This is a genomic window from Kitasatospora paranensis (assembly GCF_039544005.1).
GTDB lineage: Bacteria > Actinomycetota > Actinomycetes > Streptomycetales > Streptomycetaceae > Kitasatospora > Kitasatospora paranensis.
Map to the genome: position 1 here is coordinate 1953949 of NZ_BAABKV010000001.1, position 18512 is coordinate 1972460.

Genomic DNA, 18512 nt, shown 5'->3' on the forward strand with positions numbered 1-18512 from the left:
CGGTCGATGCTCCCCTCCTTCCGCCGCGTCGAGCACCAGGAAGTCGCACGTACATGTCGCAAGCCACCTCCGCCGGGCACTCGTTGATCGAGCAGTACGGTGTCGACACGATCCCCGAGGCCGAGCGGACGAGCACCCCGAAGGACGTGCTGTCGATCCTGGTCGGTTCGAACCTGGCCTTCGGGGTGGTGGTGTTCGGCTGGCTGCCGGTCTCCTTCGGCCTCTCGTTCTGGGCCTCGACGGCGTCCCTGGTGGTGGGCACGGCGCTCGGGATCGCGCTGACCGCGCCGCTGGCGCTGATCTCGCTGCGGACGGCCACCAACCTGTCGACCAGCAGCGGCGCGCACTTCGGCGTGCGGGGCCGGCTGATCGGCTCGGTGGTGGGGCTGCTGCTGTCGCTGGGCTACACGGCGCTGGCGCTGTGGGTGGGCGGCGACGTGGTGGTCGGCGCGCTGAACCGGCTGCTGGGCCTGCCGGCCAGCGGTGCGGCGTACGTGCTGACGTACAGCGTGCTGGCGGCGCTGAGCGCGACCGCGGCGGTCTTCGGCTACCGGCTGCTGCTGCGGCTGGAGCGGATGCTGATGTGGGCGATGTCCGGTCTGCTGCTCGCGGGGCTGGTGGCGTTCGCGCCGCACTTCTCGGGGTCGGCGCACGGCGCCTACCTGCTGGGCGGGTTCTGGCCGACCTGGCTGCTGGCGGTGGTGTCGGCCGGGCTGAGCGGGCCGATCGCGTTCATCACGCTGCTGGGCGACTACACCCGGTACGTGTCGCCGGCCCGGCACTCCTCGCGCCGGGTGCTGTGGGCGACCTGCGGCGGGCTGTTCCTGGGGCTGCTGGTGCCGCAGGTGTTCGGCACCTTCACCGCGGTCGCGACCGGCGCCGGCGGCGACTACGTGCACGGGCTGCTGGCGGGCGCCCCGGCCTGGTTCCTGCTGCCGCTGCTGCTGAACGGCCTGCTGGGCAGTGCCGGGAACACCGGGCTGATGCTGTACTCAATGGGCCTGGACCTGGACGCGATCCTGCCGCGGGCCACCCGGCGGCAGGCCACCTACGTGGTCGCGGCGGCGGCCACCGTGCTGGTCTTCCTGGGCCACTTCGTGTGGAGCGCCCAGGATGCGGTGACCTCGTTCGTGCTGGTGCTGACCGCGATCGGCGCGCCGTGGGCGGTGATCACCCTGATCGGCTTCCGGCGCTGCCGCGGCGACTACGACCGGGCCTCGCTCCAGGTGCTCAACCGCCGCACCCGCGGTGGGATCTACTGGTACAGCGCGGGCTGGAACCTGCCGGCGACGGCGGCGTGGGCGGCCGGCTCCGCGGTCGGCCTGGGCGCGGTGGACACCCCCGTGTACCGCGGGCCGCTGCTGGGCCTGACCGGTGGCATCGACGTCAGCTTCCTGCTGTCCGGGCTGGTCGCCGCCGTGCTGTACACGGTGCTGTCGCGCGGGCAGCGCGGCCGGGCGGGCGCCGCGGTGGCGCCTCCGGCCGCCGCCGGGCGGCGGCCGGAGGCCGTGGTTCAGTCCGCCGACGGCGCGTAGCCGGGCTTCACCGGGAGGCCGTCCTGCTCGGGGGCGGTGAGCTGGGCCGGGACGGCGGGCGCCGGCACGGCGGGCGCTGCGGTGGCGGGCGCGTCGACCGCGGCCGGGGCGGGCGCCGGCACGGCGGGCACCTCGGCGGCGGGGGCCGGTGCGGCCTGGGCAGCGGCCTTGGCCGCACCCGAGTCGAAGAAGCGCAGCAGCTCGACCGGGAACGGCAGCACCAGGGTGGAGTTCTTCTCCGCGGCGACCTCGACCACGGTCTGCAGCAGGCGCAGCTGGAGCGCGGCCGGGGTGGCGTCCATGACGGCGGCGGCCTCGGAGAGCTTGGCGGCGGCCTGGAACTCGCCGTCCGCGGTGATGATGCGGGCGCGGCGCTCGCGGTCGGCCTCGGCCTGACGGGCCATCGAGCGCTTCATCGAGTCGGGCAGCGCGACGTCCTTGATCTCGACCCGGTCGATGTGCACGCCCCAGCCGAGGGCCGGGCTCTCCAGCATCAGCTCCAGGCCGCGGTGCAGGTTCTCGCGGCCGGAGAGCAGGTCGTCGAGCTCGCTCTTGCCGATGATGGAGCGCAGTGAGGTCTGCGCGACCTGCGACATCGCGAAGGTGTAGTTCTGCACGTCGACGGTGGCCCGGATGGGCTCGACCACCCGGAAGTAGACGACGGCGTCCACCCGCACCGAGACGTTGTCCCGGGTGATGCCCTCCTGGGCGGGCACCGGCATGGTGATCACCTGGACGTTGACCTTGCGCATCCGGTCGATGACCGGGATCAGCAGCGTCGGGCCGGGTTCGCGGACGCTGCCGCGGACCTTGCCGAGCCGGAAGACGACGCCCCGCTCGTACTGCTGGACGACGCGGACGCCGGTGACGAGCCAGAGCAGTCCGAGTCCGATGATGATGGCGAGAATCGCCATGCCGTACCCTCCCCGCAGCGGCGTGACCTGGCCGGGCCCGGGGTGGGCCCTGTCGCTCCGAGCGAGCCGCGCAGGACAGTATGCGCGCGCCGACGTGCGCCGCACAGCGGGGGTGCGGTTTCCTGATCCTGCGTTGAGGTTTCCCGTCCGCGGTCAGCGCCGCGCCCCGGCGTGCACGTCGGAGAGCAGCCGCTGCCAGGCGTCGGTGACCACCGCGAGGTCGAAGCGGGACAGCGCGCGCTGCCGTGCCGCGGCGCCCCGGGCGCTCCGGGCGTCGGCGGTCAGCTCGCGGACGGCGCCGGCGAGCGCGGCCGCGTCCCCGGGCGGGACGAGGACGCCGGTGACGCCGTCCTGCACGACGTCGCGGACGAAGCCGACGTCGGTGGCGACGGCGGGCAGGCCGGCCAGCGCCGCCTCGATCAGCACCCCGGGCACCCCCTCGCTGTCGCTGGTCAGCAGCAGCACGTCGGCGGCGCGGTAGAGCGGAGCGGGGTCGGCGAGTTCACCGAGGAAGGTGACCCGGCCGGTGGTGTCGCGCTGCTGGAGGGCGGCCCGCAGGGGGCCGTCGCCGGCCACCGCGAGGTGGGCCTGCGGCAGCTCGGCGAGGGCGTCGAGGGCGAGGTCGAGGCGCTTCTCGGCGGCGACGGCGCCGACCCAGGCGAGCAGCGGGCCGTCGGCGGGCAGGCCGAGTCCGAGCCGGGCGGCGCGACGGTCGGCTTCGTCCGCGGCGGGCGGGAAGCTCGCCGCGGCGCGGCCGTTGGGAATGGTGCGGACCCGGTGCGCGGGCAGCCCGAAGCGGGCCAGCAGCACGTCGCGGGCGCCGTCGGAGATCGCCGAGACGGCGGCCGCCCGGCGCAGGAAGACGGCCACCCGCAGCCGGCGCGACGCGGAGGCCGTCCAGTGCCGGGGATCGCCGATGTTGACGTAGACGAACGGGGTGCGGCTGCCCGCCAGCGCGAGGGCGCAGGCCGGCAGCGTGGAGGAGCCGTGCGCGACCACCACGTCGGCGTGCCGGGCGGCGGCGCGCAGGGCGCGCAGGGTGGTGGGGTGGAAGCGCGCGGGTCCGAGGACGGGGGTGTCGGCGGCGCCCGGCGCATCGGCGTGCGGCTGGAGCGCGTACAGGTCCGACGCGCCGCCCCGGCGGAGGAGTTCGGCGTGCAGGTCGCGGGCGAGGTTCTGCGCGCCGCGCCGCCGCGGGTCGGTGACCAGGTGCAGGACTCGGGGCTGCGCGGAGGCTGCGTCGGACATGCCCAGACCCTGGCACAGCCCGGCGCACCCGCGCAGGCGTTCCCCGGATGGCCGCGCGCGGCCCGCGGCGGCGGCGGACCGCCGTGGGCCGGCTCCCTCGGGGAATCCCTGGCGGACATCGGGTCGGCCTGGGATGCTGAGCGCCTGTCAGGGCGCGGACCGGACGGGAGACCGGCCGCGCCGGGTTCCCGGGGGTTGCTGCTGTGCATGTGCTCTATGTGATCGACAGCCTGCACCGGGTCGGTGGTGCCGAGCAGGGTCTGGTCGCGATGGCACCCCAACTGGTGCGCGCGGGAGTCCAGTTGGACGTCGCGTATCTCAAGGGGTCGCCCGGCGGGTTCCAGCCCGAGCTGGTCGCGGCCGGGGCCCGGGTGTTCGGTGTGCACCGGCCCGGCCGGGCGGCGACGGCCGCGGCGCTGCGCCGCCTGGTCCGCGAGCAGCGGCCCGACCTGGTGCACACCACGCTGTACGAGTCCGACGTGCTGGGCCGGGCGGCGGCGCTGTCGGCCGGCGTTCCGGTGGTCTCCAGCCTGGTCAACTCGTCGTACGGGCCGGAGCACCTGCACGCCCGGGGGCTGTCGCCGTGGAAAGTGCGGGCCGCGCAGGCAGTGGACGCGGTGACCGCGCAGGGCGCCCGGCGCTTCCACGCCCTGACCCGGCACGTGGCCTCCTCGATGAGCCGGCGGCTGCGGATCGCCGCGGACCGGATCGACGTGGTGCCGCGCGGCCGCGATCCCGAACTGCTGGGGGCGGTGACACCGGAGCGGCGGGCCGCCGTGCGCGCCGCACTGGAGCTCGACGGCGGCGTCCCGGTGGTGCTCGCGGCCGCCCGGCAGCAGTACCAGAAGGGCCTGGACGTGCTGGTGGAGGCCTTCGCCGACGTCCGCCGCAAGGAGCCCGACGCGGTGCTGCTGCTCGCGGGCAGCCGCGGCGCGGAGACCGCGCGGCTGGAGGAGCTGGCCGAACGGGCGGGCGGGGTACGGTTCCTGGGCCCGCGCGACGACGTGTACGACCTGATGGCGACGGCCGACGTGTTCGCCGTGCCGTCCCGTTGGGAGGGGCTGGGCAGCGCGGCGATGGAAGCGATGGGCGTCGGCGTGCCGCTGGTCTGCTCGGACGTACCGGCGCTGCGCGAGACGGTGGGCTCGCAGGACTACGCCCTGCTGGTGCCGCCGGAGCGGCCCGCCGAGCTGGCCGCGGGACTGCTGGAAGCGCTCGGCGACCCGGCCGCGGCGGGTACCCGGGTCAAGGCGGCGCGGGCCCGCTTTCTCACCTCCTTCACCCTCCAGCAGGTGGGGGCGCAGATGGTCGGCTTCTACGAGCGCTCGCTGCGCCGGGCGTAGGGCCCGCCCCGCGCTTCCCGCCGGGCCCTGCGACCCGGACCGGCCACGACCGGACCGGCCAGGAACCGGACCGGACCGGACCGGCTGCGGCGATTCACGGGCATAGCCGGTGCAACCGCCGCAGGGCGCGCAGGAGTGGCGAAATTCGTCACCCGCGAAATGGTCAAAGCGCTTGCGCCGCTGGTCCGTGACCGGCAAGCATCGCAGGGGGAGCGGTCGGCCGGGGGTACGGCAGTCCGCGGGGGCATCCGGCCGGGGCGCCGACCGGATGTGGGCGACGCCGTTCCAGGGGGCCTGATGTCACAGCGACAGCCGCGATGCCTCGGCCTGCAACCGACCGGAGACGGGGCCGGCTTACCGCCGCGGCGCTGATCCCGTACCTGCACGACGACCGCAACACCAGGGCGCGCCGCACCGACCGGCGACCACGGGCCGACCAGCCACGCCGCGTGCCCGCACCACGAACGCGAGGATCCAACCGGTGGAACCGGCAAACCACTTCACCGTCCTCCGACGCTACTGGCGGCTGCTCGCCGGCTGCACGGCGGCGGCGTTGATCATCGGCATCCTGCTGACCCCGGCGGGCAACGCCGTCGACAACGGCAAGTGGCAGTGCAAGGTGGCGATCACGCCGGTGGCGGGCGCCGGCGACGCCGTCCGGGCCGACCAGGTGCTCAGCTACGCCCAGGGCTCGGACGTGAGCACCTCGGCCGCCAAGAAGCTCGGCGTCACCGACGTCGCCGGCCTGGTCGCCCGCCGCGAGGTCTCCGCCGCCTCCACCGAGATGCTGGTCATCACCACCACCGGCCCCACCCAGCAGTCCTGCGCCGAGCTGGCCGCCGCCTTCTCGCAGGCCACCATCAACGGCTACAGCCAGGAGTCGAAGAAGAGCGCCGACGAGTCGATCAAGCGCCTCCAGGCGCAGGCCGACAAGCAGCAGGAGCAGGTCAACAGCCTGCAGCACGACTTCACCAAGGCGGGCTCCGCCGACCAGCCGAAGCTCCAGCCGCAGCTCACCGCCGCGCTCGCCGCCCTCACCAAGACCCTCACCGACATCAACACCCTGCAGAGCTACAGCCAGACCGACGCCATCCAGCAGTGGGGCAGCATCGATGCCAAGGACAGCGGCGGCAGTCTGCTCACCTCGCCCAGCCGCGGTCTGCGGCTCTCCCTCGCGGTCGGACTCGGCCTGGCGCTCGGCATCGTCGCCGCGGTGATGCTCAGCCGGATGGACACCCGGCTGCGGACCCGCAACGCCACCGAGGAGGCCTTCAACCTGCCGGTGATCGGCGAGATCCCGCAGCTGTCCCGCCGGGTGCGGCGACTGCGCGAGCCGCTGGTGGTGGCCCGGCCCTCGGACCCGGGTGCCGAGGCCTACCGCTCGCTGCGCTCCACCCTGCTGCTGACCGGACCGGAGTCGCTCGCCGCCCGGCCCGCCGGCGACCAGGACCGCGGTGTCCGGGAGCGTGCGGAGGCCGCTCCGGTGATCCTGGTGATGTCCGGCCGCAGCGGCGACGGCCGGACGACGACCGTGGCCAACCTGGCGGCCGCGCTGGCCGAGACCGGCCGGGCGGTGCTGGTTCTGGACTGCGACTTCCGCCACCCGCAGGCGCACGAGCACTTCGGCGTCGGGGACGGCCCCGGCATGGCCGAGCTGCTGAGCGGTGAACAACTGCCCGCCCTGGACGACCTGATCCGGCGAACCGGCGTGGAGGGCGTCAGCCTGATCACCGGCGGCAACACCACCGCCTACCCGGCCGCGCTCGTCCTGCGGGCGGGCGAGGTGCTGCGACGGGCCCGCCGGCACGCCGACGTGGTGCTCATCGACACCTCGCCGCTGCTGCACGCCAACGACGCCTACGACCTCGTCCAGCACGCCGACGCGGTGCTGGTCACCGCGCTGGCCGGCAATGTGACGCCGGAGCAGGCGGACCGCGTCTCCGAACTGCTGGCCCGCACCGGCGTGCCGGTGGCCGGGGTGGCGCTGCTCGGCACGATCGGCCCCTCGGGGCGGCGACTCAAGCGGGACGGCCAGCGCGCCCCGCTGCTGCCCGCCCGCTCCGCGGGGGCGTCCGCGCCCCGTCCCGCGGCGCCCGCCGCACCCGGCCCGGCGGCGCCCGCGCCCGGGCCGGCCGCCGAACCGCCGGTGTACGAGGAGCACCACCGTTCGGCCCCGAGCTGGGCCCGCCGCCCGGCCCCGCCCGCCGAGACCGTCGTGGAGACCACCCTCCAGCTCCGCGAAATCGAGGAGCTGTGAGCGGCCGCCGCCGGGTGCTGTGGCTGGCCAAGGGCCTCGGCCGGGGCGGCGCCGAGCAGCTGCTGCTCAACTGCGCCCGGCACGCCGACACCGGACGGTACGAGATCGAGGTGGCCTACGTGCTGCCGTACAAGGACGCGCTGGTGCCCGCCCTGGAGGCGGCCGGGGTGCGGGTGCACTGCCTCGGCGCGGCGCCCGGCGCGCTGTGGCCGGTGCGGCTGCGCGGGCTGCTGGCGGAGCGCCGGTACGACCTGGTGCACTCGCACATGCCGATCCCGGCGGTGGCGGCCCGGCTGTCCGCGTTCGGGCGCCGGGCGCCGCGGCTGGTGCACACCGAGCACAACGTGTGGGAGCGGTACCGGACGGCGACCCGATGGGCGAACGCGCTCACTTACCGGCGCAACGACGCGGTGATCGCGGTCTCGCACGCGGTGGCCGCCACCATCGGGCGGCGCCGCCCGGCCCCGGACTGGGTGACGGTGGTGCACCACGGTCCCGACCTCGCCGGCGCCCCCGAGGGCCCGCGGCCCGCGCCGCCGCGCGCGCCGAACTCGGCCTGCCCCAGGACGCGCTGGTGGTCGGCACGGTCGGCAACCTGACGGCCAAGAAGGACCAGGCCACGCTGCTGGCCGCGTTCGACCTGCTGCGCGCCGACCACCCGGCGGCGGCGCTGCTGCTGATCGGTGCCGGGCCGCTGGAGGCGGACCTGCGGGCCCGCGCCGGCGAGGGCGTGGTGTTCGCCGGATCGCGGGCGGACGTGCCGGCCCTGCTGCCCGCCCTGGACGTGTTCACCCTGAGCTCCCGTCAGGAGGGCCTGCCGGTGGCCCTGATGGAGGCGATGACCAGCGGGCTCCCGTCGGTGGTGACCCGGGTCGGCGGCATGCCCGAGGTGCTGGACGACGACCGGCAGGGGCTGCTCGTGCCGCCCGGCGACCCGGCGGCGCTGGCCGCGGCGCTCGGCCGGCTGGCCGGCGACCCCGCCCTGCGCGCCCGGCTCGGCGCCGCGGCCCGGGAGCGGTCCCGGGGCTTCGACGTGGCCGGCGCCCAGCACGCGATCGAACAGGTCTACGCCCGGGTGCTGGCGGGCTGACCAGGGCCGGGCAGAGCCCGGACCGCGTCCGGCGGCCCGACGCCGCCGGACGGCAGGGCCTCACTGAGAGCACACCGAACGGAGCCGACGACCAGATGAGCAAGCCAGGCAGCGGGCTGACCCACCGTCCGCTGACGGAGGCCGACACGCCGGCCGTGCTGGAACTGCTGACCGCCTCGCTGGCGGGCGGCCCGACTGGGACGCGCAGTGCCGAGTTCTTCGACTGGAAGCACCGCCGCAACCCGTTCGGGCACAGCCCGGGCCTGGTCGCCGAGGACGCGGACGGCCGGCTGGCCGGCGTACGGCTCTTCCTGCGCTGGCAGTGGCGCTCCGGCGGGCGGGTGATCCCGGCGGTCCGGCCGGTGGACACCGCCACCCATCCCGACTTCCAGGGCCGCGGCATCTTCCGGGAGCTCACCCTGCGGCTGCTGGAGGAGGTCGCCGGCGACACCGAACTGGTCTTCAACACCCCGAACGGCAACAGTCTGCCCGGCTACCTGAAGATGGGCTGGCGCGAGGTGGGCCGGGTGCCGATCGCGATCCGGGTGGCCCGGCCGACCGCGTTCGCGCGCGGCGTCCGGGGCGTGCTGGCGCGCCGCCCGGCGGGAACCTCGCGCCCCGTCGCCTGTCCGCTGGAGCGGGCCGCCGACTGGTTCGGCGGGCCGTGCACGGGCCTCGCCGAACTGCTGCGCGAGCGCGCCGCCGCCGACGTCACCGACACCCGGCTCGCGGTGCGGCGCACCCCGGAGTTCCTGCGCTGGCGGTACGGCGACGCCCCCGGCCTGGACTACCGGGTGCTCACCTGCCACCGCGGCGGCGAACTCTCCGGGCTGGCCTTCGGGCGGCCCCGGCGGCGCGGCCCGCTCACCGAGTTCACCCTCGCCGACGTGATCGTGCGGCCCGGCGACCGGGGCAGTGCCGCCCGGCTGCTGCGCACGGCCGCCGCGCGGTCCGGCTGCGACCACGCCGCGGGCCACCCGGCGGCCGGGACGGAGGCGGCGGCCGCCGCCCTGCGCAGCGGCTACCTGACCGCCCCGCGCACCGGCATGGTGCTGGCCGCCCGCACCCCCGCCGGCCCGCTGCCCGCGGACCGCTCCACCGCCGACTGGCGGTTCTCCCTGGGCGACCTGGAGGTCTTCTGATGGCGGCCGCGCACGGCCGGCCCGCTCCCGCCGCCCCGGCGGCGGCGCTGCGCGCGCTGGCCGACCGGGTGCCCTGGCCGACCGCGGTGGCCTGCTGCCTGGTGCTCGGCTACGTGACGGTGTTCGTACTGGCGATGGTGCACACCGGCTACGACACCTGGGGTGCGCTGCTGATCCTCCCGGCGCTGATGGCGATCGGCACCCCGATCCTGGCCCGGGTCGCCGCCGCCAACTCGGAGCGCGACGTGTTCCGGCTGCTGATGCTGGCGATGGCCCTCAAGCTGCTCTGCGCCTTCCCCCGGTACCTGATGGCGTTCGTGCTGTACGGCGGTGCGGCGGACGCCAAGATGTACCACGAGCGCGGCAGCGACCTGGCGCTGTTCCTGGACACCCACAACCCGCTGTCCGGCACCTTCCACTACGACCTGGGCATGAAGGTGGCCGGCACCGGCTTCATCATCATCGTGACCGGCGTGGTGTACGCGATCACCGGGCCCTCGCTGGTGGGCGGCTTCCTGGTCTTCTCCTGGCTGGGCTTCTGGGGTCTGCTGCTGTTCTGGCGGGCCCTGCAGATCGCCTTCCCGGAGGCCGACTCCCGGCGGTACGCGAAGCTGGTCTTCTTCCTGCCGTCGCTGCTGTTCTGGCCGTCCAGCATCGGCAAGGACGCCTGGATGATGTTCTGCCTCGGCCTGACCGCGTACGGGGTGGCCCGGCTGCTGGACCGCCGCTTCGGCGCGTTCGTCTGCATCGCGCTCGGCTCGCTGGGCACCGGCATGGTCCGCCCGCACGTCACGGTGCTGGCGGGCGCCGGCCTGACGGTGGCGTACGTCCTGCGCCGGCGGCCGCAGCAGGTGAGTGCGCTCGGGCCGCTGCGCACGGTGCTGACGGTGGTGGTGCTGGGCGTGATGGTGATGTTGATGCTCCAGCAGGTCTCGACGTTCTTCGGCACGAACGGCACCACCGGGGACAGCGTCAACCACGTGCTGTCGGAGACCTCGCGGCGGACCTCGCAGGGCAACTCGGTGATCAACCAGGCGTCGGCCGACGACGCGGCGCCCCAGTTCAGCCTGAATCCGGCGGGGCTGCCGGTGGCGGTGGTCAGCGTGCTGTTCCGGCCGTTCCCGTTCGAGGCGTCCAACATCCAGAACCTGATCCAGTCGGTGGAGTGCTTCGCCCTGCTGGTGATGTTCATCCGGAGCTGGCCGCGGCTGCGGCAGCTGCCCCGACTGTTCGTCAGACGGTCCTACGTCGCCTTCACGATCGTCTACACGCTGCTGTTCTGCTGGGCCTTCTCGACCATCAACAACATGGGCATCCTGTCCCGCGAACGCGTCCAGGTCCTGCCGCTGGTCCTGGTACTGCTCGCGGTACCCCGGCCCGACGGGGACAGGCCCAGGGCCCGTCCGCACTCCCGGCCGCCGATGTGGCGGGTGCAGCCCGGGCAGTGGGGCGGACGGACGGCCGAAGCGGCGCACCGACCCCCGGCCGCCGTCGGCGGGCCGGGCGCACCACCCCGACCGAGCACCACCTCGTCCCAGGGGGAACGAACCGACCATGACGACCACCGACCTCGGCCTGCCCGCCGCCCTCGGCGGCACTCCCGCCTTCCCCGACGGCCTCCCGCTCACCCGTGTCCGGGTTCCCGACCGCGAGGCCGTGCTGGCCCGCATCGGCGACGTCCTCGACAGCGGCCAGCTCACCAACGGCCGCACGGTGGCCGAACTCGAGGAACGCGCGGCCGACCTGCTGCAGGTGCCGCACGTGGTGGCGGTCTCCAACTGCACGGCCGGCCTGATGCTCGTCCTCCAGGCCGCCGGCGTGGGCGGCGGCCGCCCGGTGGTGATGCCCGGCTTCACGTTCTCGGCCACCGCGCACGCCGCGCACTGGGCGGGCGGGGTCCCGCTGTTCGCCGAGGCGCGCGAAGAGGACATCACCCTCGACCCGGCCGACGCCGAGGCCCGGCTCAAGGCCGCCGACCGGCCGGCCGCCCTGATGGCCACCCACGTCTACGGCACGCCCTGCCAGGTGGAGCGGCTCCAGGAGATCGCGGACGCCGCCGGGGTGCCGCTGGTGTACGACGCGGCGCACGGCTTCGGCTCGGCCCGCGGCGGGGTGCCGGTGGGCGGCTTCGGCCTCGCCGAGGTCTTCTCGATGAGCCCGACCAAGGTCGCGGTGGCCGGCGAGGGCGGGCTGGTCGCCACCCGCGACGCGGACCTCGCCCGCACCCTGCGCTGCGCCCGCGACTACGGCAACCCGGGTGACTACGACACCCTGTTCCCGGGGCTGAACGCGCGGATGAGCGAGCTGCACGCCGCGGTCGGGCTGGCCTCGCTGGCCGGGCTGCCCGAGCGGGTCGCGCACCGCGGCGCGCTGGTCGCGGAGTTCGCGGCGGTGGTCGACGGGCTGCCGGGGCTGCGGCTGGCCCTGCCCGAGCCGGGCGACACCTCCACCTTCAAGGACCTGACGCTGATCGTCGACGCCGAGGTGTTCGGGCTGGGCGCCGACGCGCTGGGCCGCGCGCTGAAGGCCGAGGGCATCGACAGCCGGCGCTACTTCCATCCGCCGGTGCAGCGGCAGCGCGCGTACGCGCACCTCGGCCAGGCCGACGCCCTGCCGGTGACCGACCGGCTGGCGGAGTCGGTGCTCACGGTGCCGCTCTGGACGCACATGGACGCGGTGACGGTGCGGCAGGTGGCCGCGGCGGTGATCCGGGTGCAGGCGTCCGCCGGCTCCCTGCAGGCGGCCGGGGTCTAGCCGCACGGGGCGCCGTGCGGGGGCCTCGGCGGTCTGCGGTACGACATATCGCCGGATCAGGTGAAGCGAGGTGGACCCGGGAATCCCGAGGTCGGCAGGATGGCTCGGCGGGCCGCCCGGGCGGGCGGCCCCGGGCCGTCCGGCCTGATCCACCCTCATGACTGGAGCACCCGGTGTTCAAGGGATTCCGCAGCTTCCTGCTGCGCGGGAACGTGGTCGACCTGGCGGTCGGCATCGTCATCGGCGCAGCCTTCACGGCGGTCGTCACCGGGTTCGTTACCGCGTTCCTCACCCCGCTCATCGGTGTGGCCAGCGGCGTGGTCGGCGACTACAGCAAGGAGGCGTTCTCCGTCGCGGGCACCACCTTCCCGTACGGCGCCTTCCTGAACGCGCTGATCAGCTTCGTGCTGGTGGCCGCGGTGATCTACTTCGCCGTGGTGCTGCCGGTCGGCCGGCTGCAGGCGCGTTTCGAGCCGGTCAAGGACACCCCGGTGGCCAAGTCCGACTGCCCGGACTGCCTCAGCACGGTGCCGGCCGCGGCTGTCCGATGCGCGCACTGCACCTCGGACCTGGCCGGCCGGCCCGGGTTCCCCTCGCAGCCGGTGCGGGTGCACTGACCGGCGGTTTCGCTCCACCCGCCCGGTCGCGGGCGGCATCCCCACGGCCGGGCGGCGTGCGCAGCGCAGCGCACGCCTCCGGTTCGGACGGCCGGTCGTGCGCCGCGGGTCGACCGGGCGTCGGCCGGGGGTTCGCCCGGTGTTCGAACCGGGGCCCGAGGGGTGTCCTGGCCGGAACTCGACGCCGATATGTCGGATATTTACACTTTCGAACCCTTCGCTCTGGCGAAGACTCTGTAAACAGTCGAACTCCCTCCCGTTCCACTCTCCTCAGCAGGCACGTTGTGGGCTTACGGTATGCCCCATGACCTCGCCCCGCTCCTACGACGGAGTCGGCTACCCCCTCCGTCCTTCTCCTCCGGCACGCCCATCTACGACAGCCTCGTCGCAGAACGCGGTGTCCCGCAGATCGCCCCCATCAACGTGCCGGCGGCCCTCCCCCGGCCACCGCGTACGGCAGCTACAGCTCCGGCTACGGCACCGGGTACGGCACCGGATTCGACAGCCCCGGCAGCAACCTGCCGGCGCTGCCCCCGGCCCGCCTGGCGCTCGGCCCCGGCCCCAGCAGCGGCCCCGCCACCTCGTACATCCCGGCCCAGCCGGCCCATCAGATGTACGCGGCGGCCCCGCAGCCGAACGTCCCGGGCTACGGCGCCCCCAGCCGTACCTGCCGCCGCAGCGCCCCCAGGCCCCTGCCTTCCCGCAGACCCAGGGCTACCAGGGCCAGTCGTTCGGCGGCCAGAACTCCTTCGCCTCGGCGCCGTCCGGCATGACCGGCCAGCCGTTCGGCGCGCAGGGCGGCCAGGCCCCGCAGGGCTTCGCCGACCAGAGTTTCGGCGGCAACCAGCTGCGTCCGGCCGCGCCGGTCGCGCCGGTCCGGCCCGTCCAGCAGCAGTACCCCGGTCCGACGTACTACCAGCAGGCCGGCTGACCCCAGTCGCACCGACCCGGCGAACGAGGGCGCCGGGCCGCCGCGAGCGAGCCGAGCGAAACAGAGCAGGGCACGGGTCTTCCCACGGGGGCCGTCCGCCCGCCGCACCGCGGCGGACCGGGCGGCCTCCGCGCATTCCCCGGGCTGCCCGGGGCGGGCCCGGCGGCTGGCAGGATGGGGGCATGCCAGTGCTGACCGGACTCCATCTCTACCCCGTCAAGTCGACCTACCGGCTGAGCCCGGAGAGCGCCGACGTCGAGCCGTGGGGCCTCGCCGGGGACCGCCGGTGGATGCTGGCCGGGCCCACCGGCCGAGCGGTCACCCAGCGTGACGATCCCAGCCTCGGACAGTACCGGGTCCGGCCGCACGCCGACGGCTCACTCACCGTCACCGACCCGGACGGTGCCCGGATCCACGTGCCCGCACCGTCCGTCGAGGCCGGCGACCCCGCCGCCGAGGCCGACGTCTTCGGCACCTTCTTCCCCGCCGCCGAGGCCGCCAAGGACGTGCAGGTCTGGTTCGGCGAACGCCTCGGCGACGTCCGCCTGCTCCACCTGGACCGCCCCGGCACCAGCCGCCGGATCGACCCGAAGTACGCACTCCCGGGCGAGACCACCAGCATGGCCGACGGCTTCCCGCTGCTGCTCGCCACCACCGCCTCGCTCGACGCGCTCAACGAGCGCCTGGCCGCGGACCACCCGGCCGGCGACCGCCGCGCGCAGCCCCTGCCGATGACGCGGTTCCGCCCGAACCTCGTGGTCGGCGGCACCGAGCCGTGGGCCGAGGACGGCTGGCGCCGGATCAGGGTCGGCGAGGTCACCTTCCGCGTGGCCAAGCCGTGCGGGCGGTGCGTGGTCACCACCACCGACCAGGAGAGCGGCGAGCGGCGCGGCCCCGAGCCGCTGCTCGCCCTCGGCCGGCACCGCCGGTTCGGAAAGCAGCTGGTCTTCGGCCAGAACCTGATCCCCGAACGCCCGGACGGCTCCGACGGCGACCTCCTCGGCACCGTCAGGATCGGCGACGAGGTGACCGTCCTGGAGGAGGGGCCCCGCCCGGCGCCGGACGTCCGCCGCTGACCGGCGGCACCGCGCCCGGGCCCGCTCGTTAGCAGGACGACGGCCGCGGTGCAGGCAGCACGACACCCGGCGGGGCACCGCGGCCGGCCGGGCGCGGGTCCGGAGCGGGACGCGGAGCCGGAGGCGACGGCGTCCGGGGACGATGGCAGGCTTCGACGAAGGGGGACGGCAGACCGCATGGGTGAGCACAGGGTCCGGGTGACACAGGACAGCGCCTCGCGCTGGCGCCGCCGCGCCGGCGACTACGAGACGCTGCAGGAGGCGCTGGCCGTCGCCGAACCCGGCGACACCGTCACCGTGCGGCCCGGCATCTTCCGCGAGGCGGTGGTGATCGACAAGGCGGTGACGCTGCGGGCCGCGGACGGGCCGGGCAGCGTCAGGATCGACCCGCCCGGTGGGATCCCGCTCACCCTGGCCGCCGCCGCGGCCGTCCACGACGTGGTGGTCGAGGGCTCCGACCGCTCCCTGCCCGCCGTCCTGGTCACCGCCGACGGCGCCCGGCTCACCGGCTGCCGGATCGACACCCGCGCGGCCACCGGTGTGGAGATCGCCGACGGCGCCTCGGCCGTGCTGCGCGGCTGTACCGTCGCCAACCCGGCCGGTCTCGGCGTCCGGCTGCGGGCCGGGGCCAGGGCCGGCCTGCAGGACTGCGAGATCGCCGCCGCCGGGCAGGCCGGGCTCGCCGTGCTCGGCGGCGCCGCCGCCGTCCTGGAACGCTGCCGGATCCACCACACCGGCGGCGCCGGGCTGCTGCTCACCGGCAGCGGCAGCGGCGCCGAACTCACCGGCTGCGAGATCTACGAGATCCGTGGCGCCGGCGTGCAGGCCGAGGACGGCGCGGTCGGTCGGCTGACCGACTGCACGATCCACCGGGTCACCGGCAACGGCCTCAGCCTCGACACCGAGGCCGAGCTCGGGCTCGCCGGCTGCCGGATCCACGACGTCCCGGAGAACGCCGCCGACCTGCGCGGCCGCTCCCGGCTGCAGCTGGACCGCAGCACCGTGCACGGCTTCGGCCGTGGCGCGCTCTCCGTCTGGGACACCGGCACCGAGGTCTCCGCCACCGGCACCGAGATCCACTCGGCGGAGGGCGACTACCCGGCGCTCTGGGTGAGCGACGGTGCCCGGCTGGCCCTCACCGACTGCGCCCTGCACGACCTGCCGGACGCGCTGTTCGTCCTCGACCGGGAGTCGGTGGCGTCCGCCACGGACTGCTCGTTCAGCCGGATCCGGGCCTCCGCCGTCTCGGTCAGCGGCGGCGCCACCGCCGACCTGACGGACTGCCGGATCCAGGACGCCGGCACCGGGCTGTGGTTCCGCGACCACGGCAGCGGCGGGCTGCTGACGGGCTGTGAGATCTCCGACGTCGCCACCGGCGTGATCGTCGCCAAGGGCGCCGACCCCGTCCTGCGCGCCTGCACCGTCCGCGGCGCCGGCGACGCGGGGGTGTACGTCTCGGCGCAGGGCCGCGGCACCTTCGAGGACTGCCGGGTCTCGCACGGCCGCGGCTTCGGCTTCCACGTGATCGACGGCTGCCGGACGGTGCTCACCCGCTGCCGGGCCGAACAGAACGGCCGCTCCGGGTTCGAGTTCTCCGAGACCGGGCCGATCACCGAAGGGTGCGTCGCGGACGACGTGCCACCGCCCCCGCCCGCACTGCCGGCCCCGCGCAGCGCGGCCCCGCCGCCCGTACCGGCCGCTGCCCCGCCGCTGACCGCGCAGCTCACCACCGCGGTCGCCGCCGCGCCCGCCGCGATCGCACCGATCCCGGACTGCCGCCCGGCCGACGAGGCCCTCGCCGACCTGGACGCCCTGGTGGGCCTGGCCACGGTGAAGCAGGAGGTGCGGACGCTGATCGACCTCATCACGGTCGGCCGACGCCGCCGCCAGGCCGGGCTGAAGGCGCCCTCGCTCCGTCGGCACCTGGTGTTCACCGGCGCCCCCGGCACCGGCAAGACCACGGTGGCCCGGCTGTACGGCGAGATCCTGGCCTCGCTCGGCGTGCTGCAGCGCGGCCACCTGGTGGAGGTCGCCCGCGTCGACCTGGTCGGCGAGCACATCGGCTCGACGGCGATCCGCACCGCGGCCGCCTTCGACCGGGCCCGCGGCGGGGTGCTCTTCATCGACGAGGCGTACGCGCTGGCCCCCGAGGACGGCGGCCGCGACTTCGGCCGGGAGGCCATCGACACCCTGGTGAAGCTGATGGAGGACCACCGCGACGAGGTCGTGGTGATCGTGGCCGGCTACACCGCCGAGATGGAGCGCTTCCTGGCGGCCAACCCCGGTCTCTCCTCACGTTTCTCCCGGACGGTCACCTTCCCCGACTACTCCGCCGACGAGCTGCTCGCGATCGCCCGGTCGCAGTGCGCGGAGCACGAGTACGCCCTGACCGAGGCCACCGCGGACGCCCTGCTGGTGCACTTCGCCGGTCTCGAACGCGGGCCGGCGTTCGGCAACGGACGAGCCGCCCGGCAGGTGTTCGAGACCATGGTGGAGCGGCACGCCATGCGGGTCGCGCAGCTCGCCGACCCGTCCACCGAGGAACTCCAGTTGCTCGTCCCCGCCGACCTGCCCGGCTGACCGCCGGGGGCGGGCGGCCGCATGCGAGGATGGCACCGGCCGGCCGACGCGCGCCGGCCCGCCACCGGAGGAGGAGCCGTGTCCGACAACGCCCAGCTGCTCGCCGAGCAGCGCCGCGCCCTGATCCTCGACGAGGTGCGGCGGCGCGGAGGTGTCCGGGTCAACGAGCTCACCCGGCAACTGAACGTCTCCGACATGACGATCCGCCGGGACCTCGACGCGCTGGCGCGCGCGGGCTCGGTCGAGAAGGTGCACGGCGGTGCGGTCCGCATCGAGGCGGCGCGCACCCACGAACCCGGCTTCGAGGCCAAGTCGTCGCTGGAGCTGTCCGCCAAGGAGGCCATCGCCCGCGAGGCGGCCCGGCTGGTGGCCCCGGGAGCGGCGATCGCCCTCTCGGGCGGCACCACCACGTACGCGCTGGCCCGCGAGCTCACCCACGTCGACCGGCTGACCGTGGTCACCAACTCCGTCCGGGTGTCGGACGTCTTCGAGCAGGCGCAGCGGGCCGGCGGACCGGCCGCGACGGTGGTGCTGACCGGTGGGGTGCGCACCCCTCGGACGCCCTGGTGGGGCCGGTCGCGGACCGGGCGATCCGCTCGCTCCGCTTCGACCTGCTGTTCCTCGGCACCCACGGGATCTCCCCGGAGGCCGGGCTCTCCACCCCGAACCTCGCCGAGGCCGAGACCGACCGGGCGTTCATCGCCTCGGCGCGGCGGACGGTCCTGGTCGCCGACCACACCAAGTGGGGCACGGTCGGCCTGTCCACGTTCGCCGACCTGTCGGAGGTGGGCATCTGGGTGACGGACTCCGGGCTGCCCGCCGCCGACGCCGAGACCGCCCGGGAGCTGATCGGCGAGGTCCTGCTCGCCTGAGCGCGCCGGACGGTGACCGGTCATCATGGACGGTGTGGAACCACCCGCCGGGAGGCTTCCGGCCTCCTCCCGCCCCCGGTCCCGCTCCGGCTCCCGGCCTGCTTCCTGACCGTGCCGTACGTCGGTGCGCGCCACCCCGGGTCGCGGGCGGTG

General features: G+C 75.2%; 14 protein-coding genes and 1 pseudogene. 12 read left to right on the forward strand and 3 right to left on the reverse strand.

Features of this window, described 5'->3' with window-relative positions; all coding sequences use genetic code 11:
- Nucleotides 1–53 precede the first annotated feature (53 nt).
- Complete coding sequence (locus ABEB13_RS09810; protein WP_345705177.1) at nt 54–1535, forward strand: purine-cytosine permease family protein; 1482 nt, start codon at nt 54–56, stop codon at nt 1533–1535.
- Here ABEB13_RS09810 and ABEB13_RS09815 read toward each other — a convergent pair.
- Both ABEB13_RS09815 and ABEB13_RS09820 read right to left on the reverse strand, forming a co-directional pair.
- Nucleotides 1514–2449, reverse strand: coding sequence for a slipin family protein (locus ABEB13_RS09815; protein WP_345705178.1), 936 nt, complete (start codon nt 2447–2449; stop codon nt 1514–1516). The genes ABEB13_RS09810 and ABEB13_RS09815 overlap by 22 nt on opposite strands.
- 153 nt (nt 2450–2602) lie before the next feature.
- Complete coding sequence (locus ABEB13_RS09820; protein ID WP_345705179.1) at nt 2603–3697, reverse strand: glycosyltransferase; 1095 nt, start codon at nt 3695–3697, stop codon at nt 2603–2605.
- Nucleotides 3698–3900: 203 nt separating this feature from the next.
- On the opposite strand from ABEB13_RS09820, the gene ABEB13_RS09825 reads away from it, so the two are divergent.
- The 5 genes from ABEB13_RS09825 to ABEB13_RS09845 all read left to right on the forward strand — a co-directional run bounded on the left by ABEB13_RS09825 (nt 3901) and on the right by ABEB13_RS09845 (nt 9529).
- On the forward strand, nt 3901–5040 hold the full coding sequence (locus tag ABEB13_RS09825; protein ID WP_345705180.1) for a glycosyltransferase family 4 protein: 1140 nt from the start codon (nt 3901–3903) through the stop codon (nt 5038–5040).
- A gap of 481 nt (nt 5041–5521) precedes the next feature.
- Nucleotides 5522–7297: a tyrosine-protein kinase family protein gene (locus ABEB13_RS09830; protein WP_345705181.1), complete on the forward strand. Its 1776-nt coding sequence runs from the start codon at nt 5522–5524 to the stop codon at nt 7295–7297.
- Entirely contained in the window at nt 7294–7896 is a 603-nt protein-coding gene (locus ABEB13_RS09835) for a glycosyltransferase (RefSeq protein ID WP_345705182.1), read from the forward strand. The genes ABEB13_RS09830 and ABEB13_RS09835 overlap by 4 nt, the downstream gene beginning before the upstream one ends.
- On the forward strand, nt 7872–8387 hold the full coding sequence (locus ABEB13_RS09840) for a glycosyltransferase (protein ID WP_345705183.1): 516 nt from the start codon (nt 7872–7874) through the stop codon (nt 8385–8387). The genes ABEB13_RS09835 and ABEB13_RS09840 overlap by 25 nt, the downstream gene beginning before the upstream one ends.
- 95 nt (nt 8388–8482) lie before the next feature.
- Complete coding sequence (locus tag ABEB13_RS09845) at nt 8483–9529, forward strand: GNAT family N-acetyltransferase (protein WP_345705184.1); 1047 nt, start codon at nt 8483–8485, stop codon at nt 9527–9529.
- Between the two features lie 418 nt (nt 9530–9947).
- On the opposite strand, the gene ABEB13_RS09850 is transcribed toward ABEB13_RS09845, so the two are convergent.
- Nucleotides 9948–10721 carry a hypothetical protein gene (locus tag ABEB13_RS09850; RefSeq protein WP_345705185.1) on the reverse strand — a complete coding sequence of 258 codons (774 nt, stop codon included), beginning with the start codon at nt 10719–10721 and terminating at the stop codon, nt 9948–9950.
- Between the two features lie 362 nt (nt 10722–11083).
- Between ABEB13_RS09850 and ABEB13_RS09855 the strand changes: the two genes are divergently transcribed.
- The 6 genes and pseudogenes from ABEB13_RS09855 to ABEB13_RS09880 all read left to right on the forward strand — a co-directional run bounded on the left by ABEB13_RS09855 (nt 11084) and on the right by ABEB13_RS09880 (nt 18359).
- A complete protein-coding gene (locus ABEB13_RS09855) occupies nt 11084–12283 on the forward strand; it encodes a DegT/DnrJ/EryC1/StrS family aminotransferase (RefSeq protein ID WP_345705186.1) in 1200 nt (399 codons plus the stop codon).
- A gap of 173 nt (nt 12284–12456) precedes the next feature.
- A complete protein-coding gene (mscL, locus tag ABEB13_RS09860; RefSeq protein ID WP_100891168.1) occupies nt 12457–12900 on the forward strand; it encodes a large conductance mechanosensitive channel protein MscL in 444 nt (147 codons plus the stop codon).
- Nucleotides 12901–13669: 769 nt separating this feature from the next.
- The gene (locus ABEB13_RS09865; RefSeq protein ID WP_345705187.1) at nt 13670–13831 is read left to right on the forward strand and encodes a hypothetical protein; all 162 of its coding nucleotides are present in this window, start codon (nt 13670–13672) and stop codon (nt 13829–13831) included.
- Nucleotides 13832–14013: 182 nt separating this feature from the next.
- Nucleotides 14014–14907: an MOSC domain-containing protein gene (locus ABEB13_RS09870; RefSeq protein WP_345705188.1), complete on the forward strand. Its 894-nt coding sequence runs from the start codon at nt 14014–14016 to the stop codon at nt 14905–14907.
- Nucleotides 14908–15084: 177 nt separating this feature from the next.
- A complete protein-coding gene (locus ABEB13_RS09875) occupies nt 15085–17487 on the forward strand; it encodes a right-handed parallel beta-helix repeat-containing protein (protein WP_345705189.1) in 2403 nt (800 codons plus the stop codon).
- Nucleotides 17488–17565: 78 nt separating this feature from the next.
- A pseudogene (locus ABEB13_RS09880) lies at nt 17566–18359 on the forward strand (DeoR/GlpR family DNA-binding transcription regulator).
- Nucleotides 18360–18512: the final 153 nt, after the last annotated feature.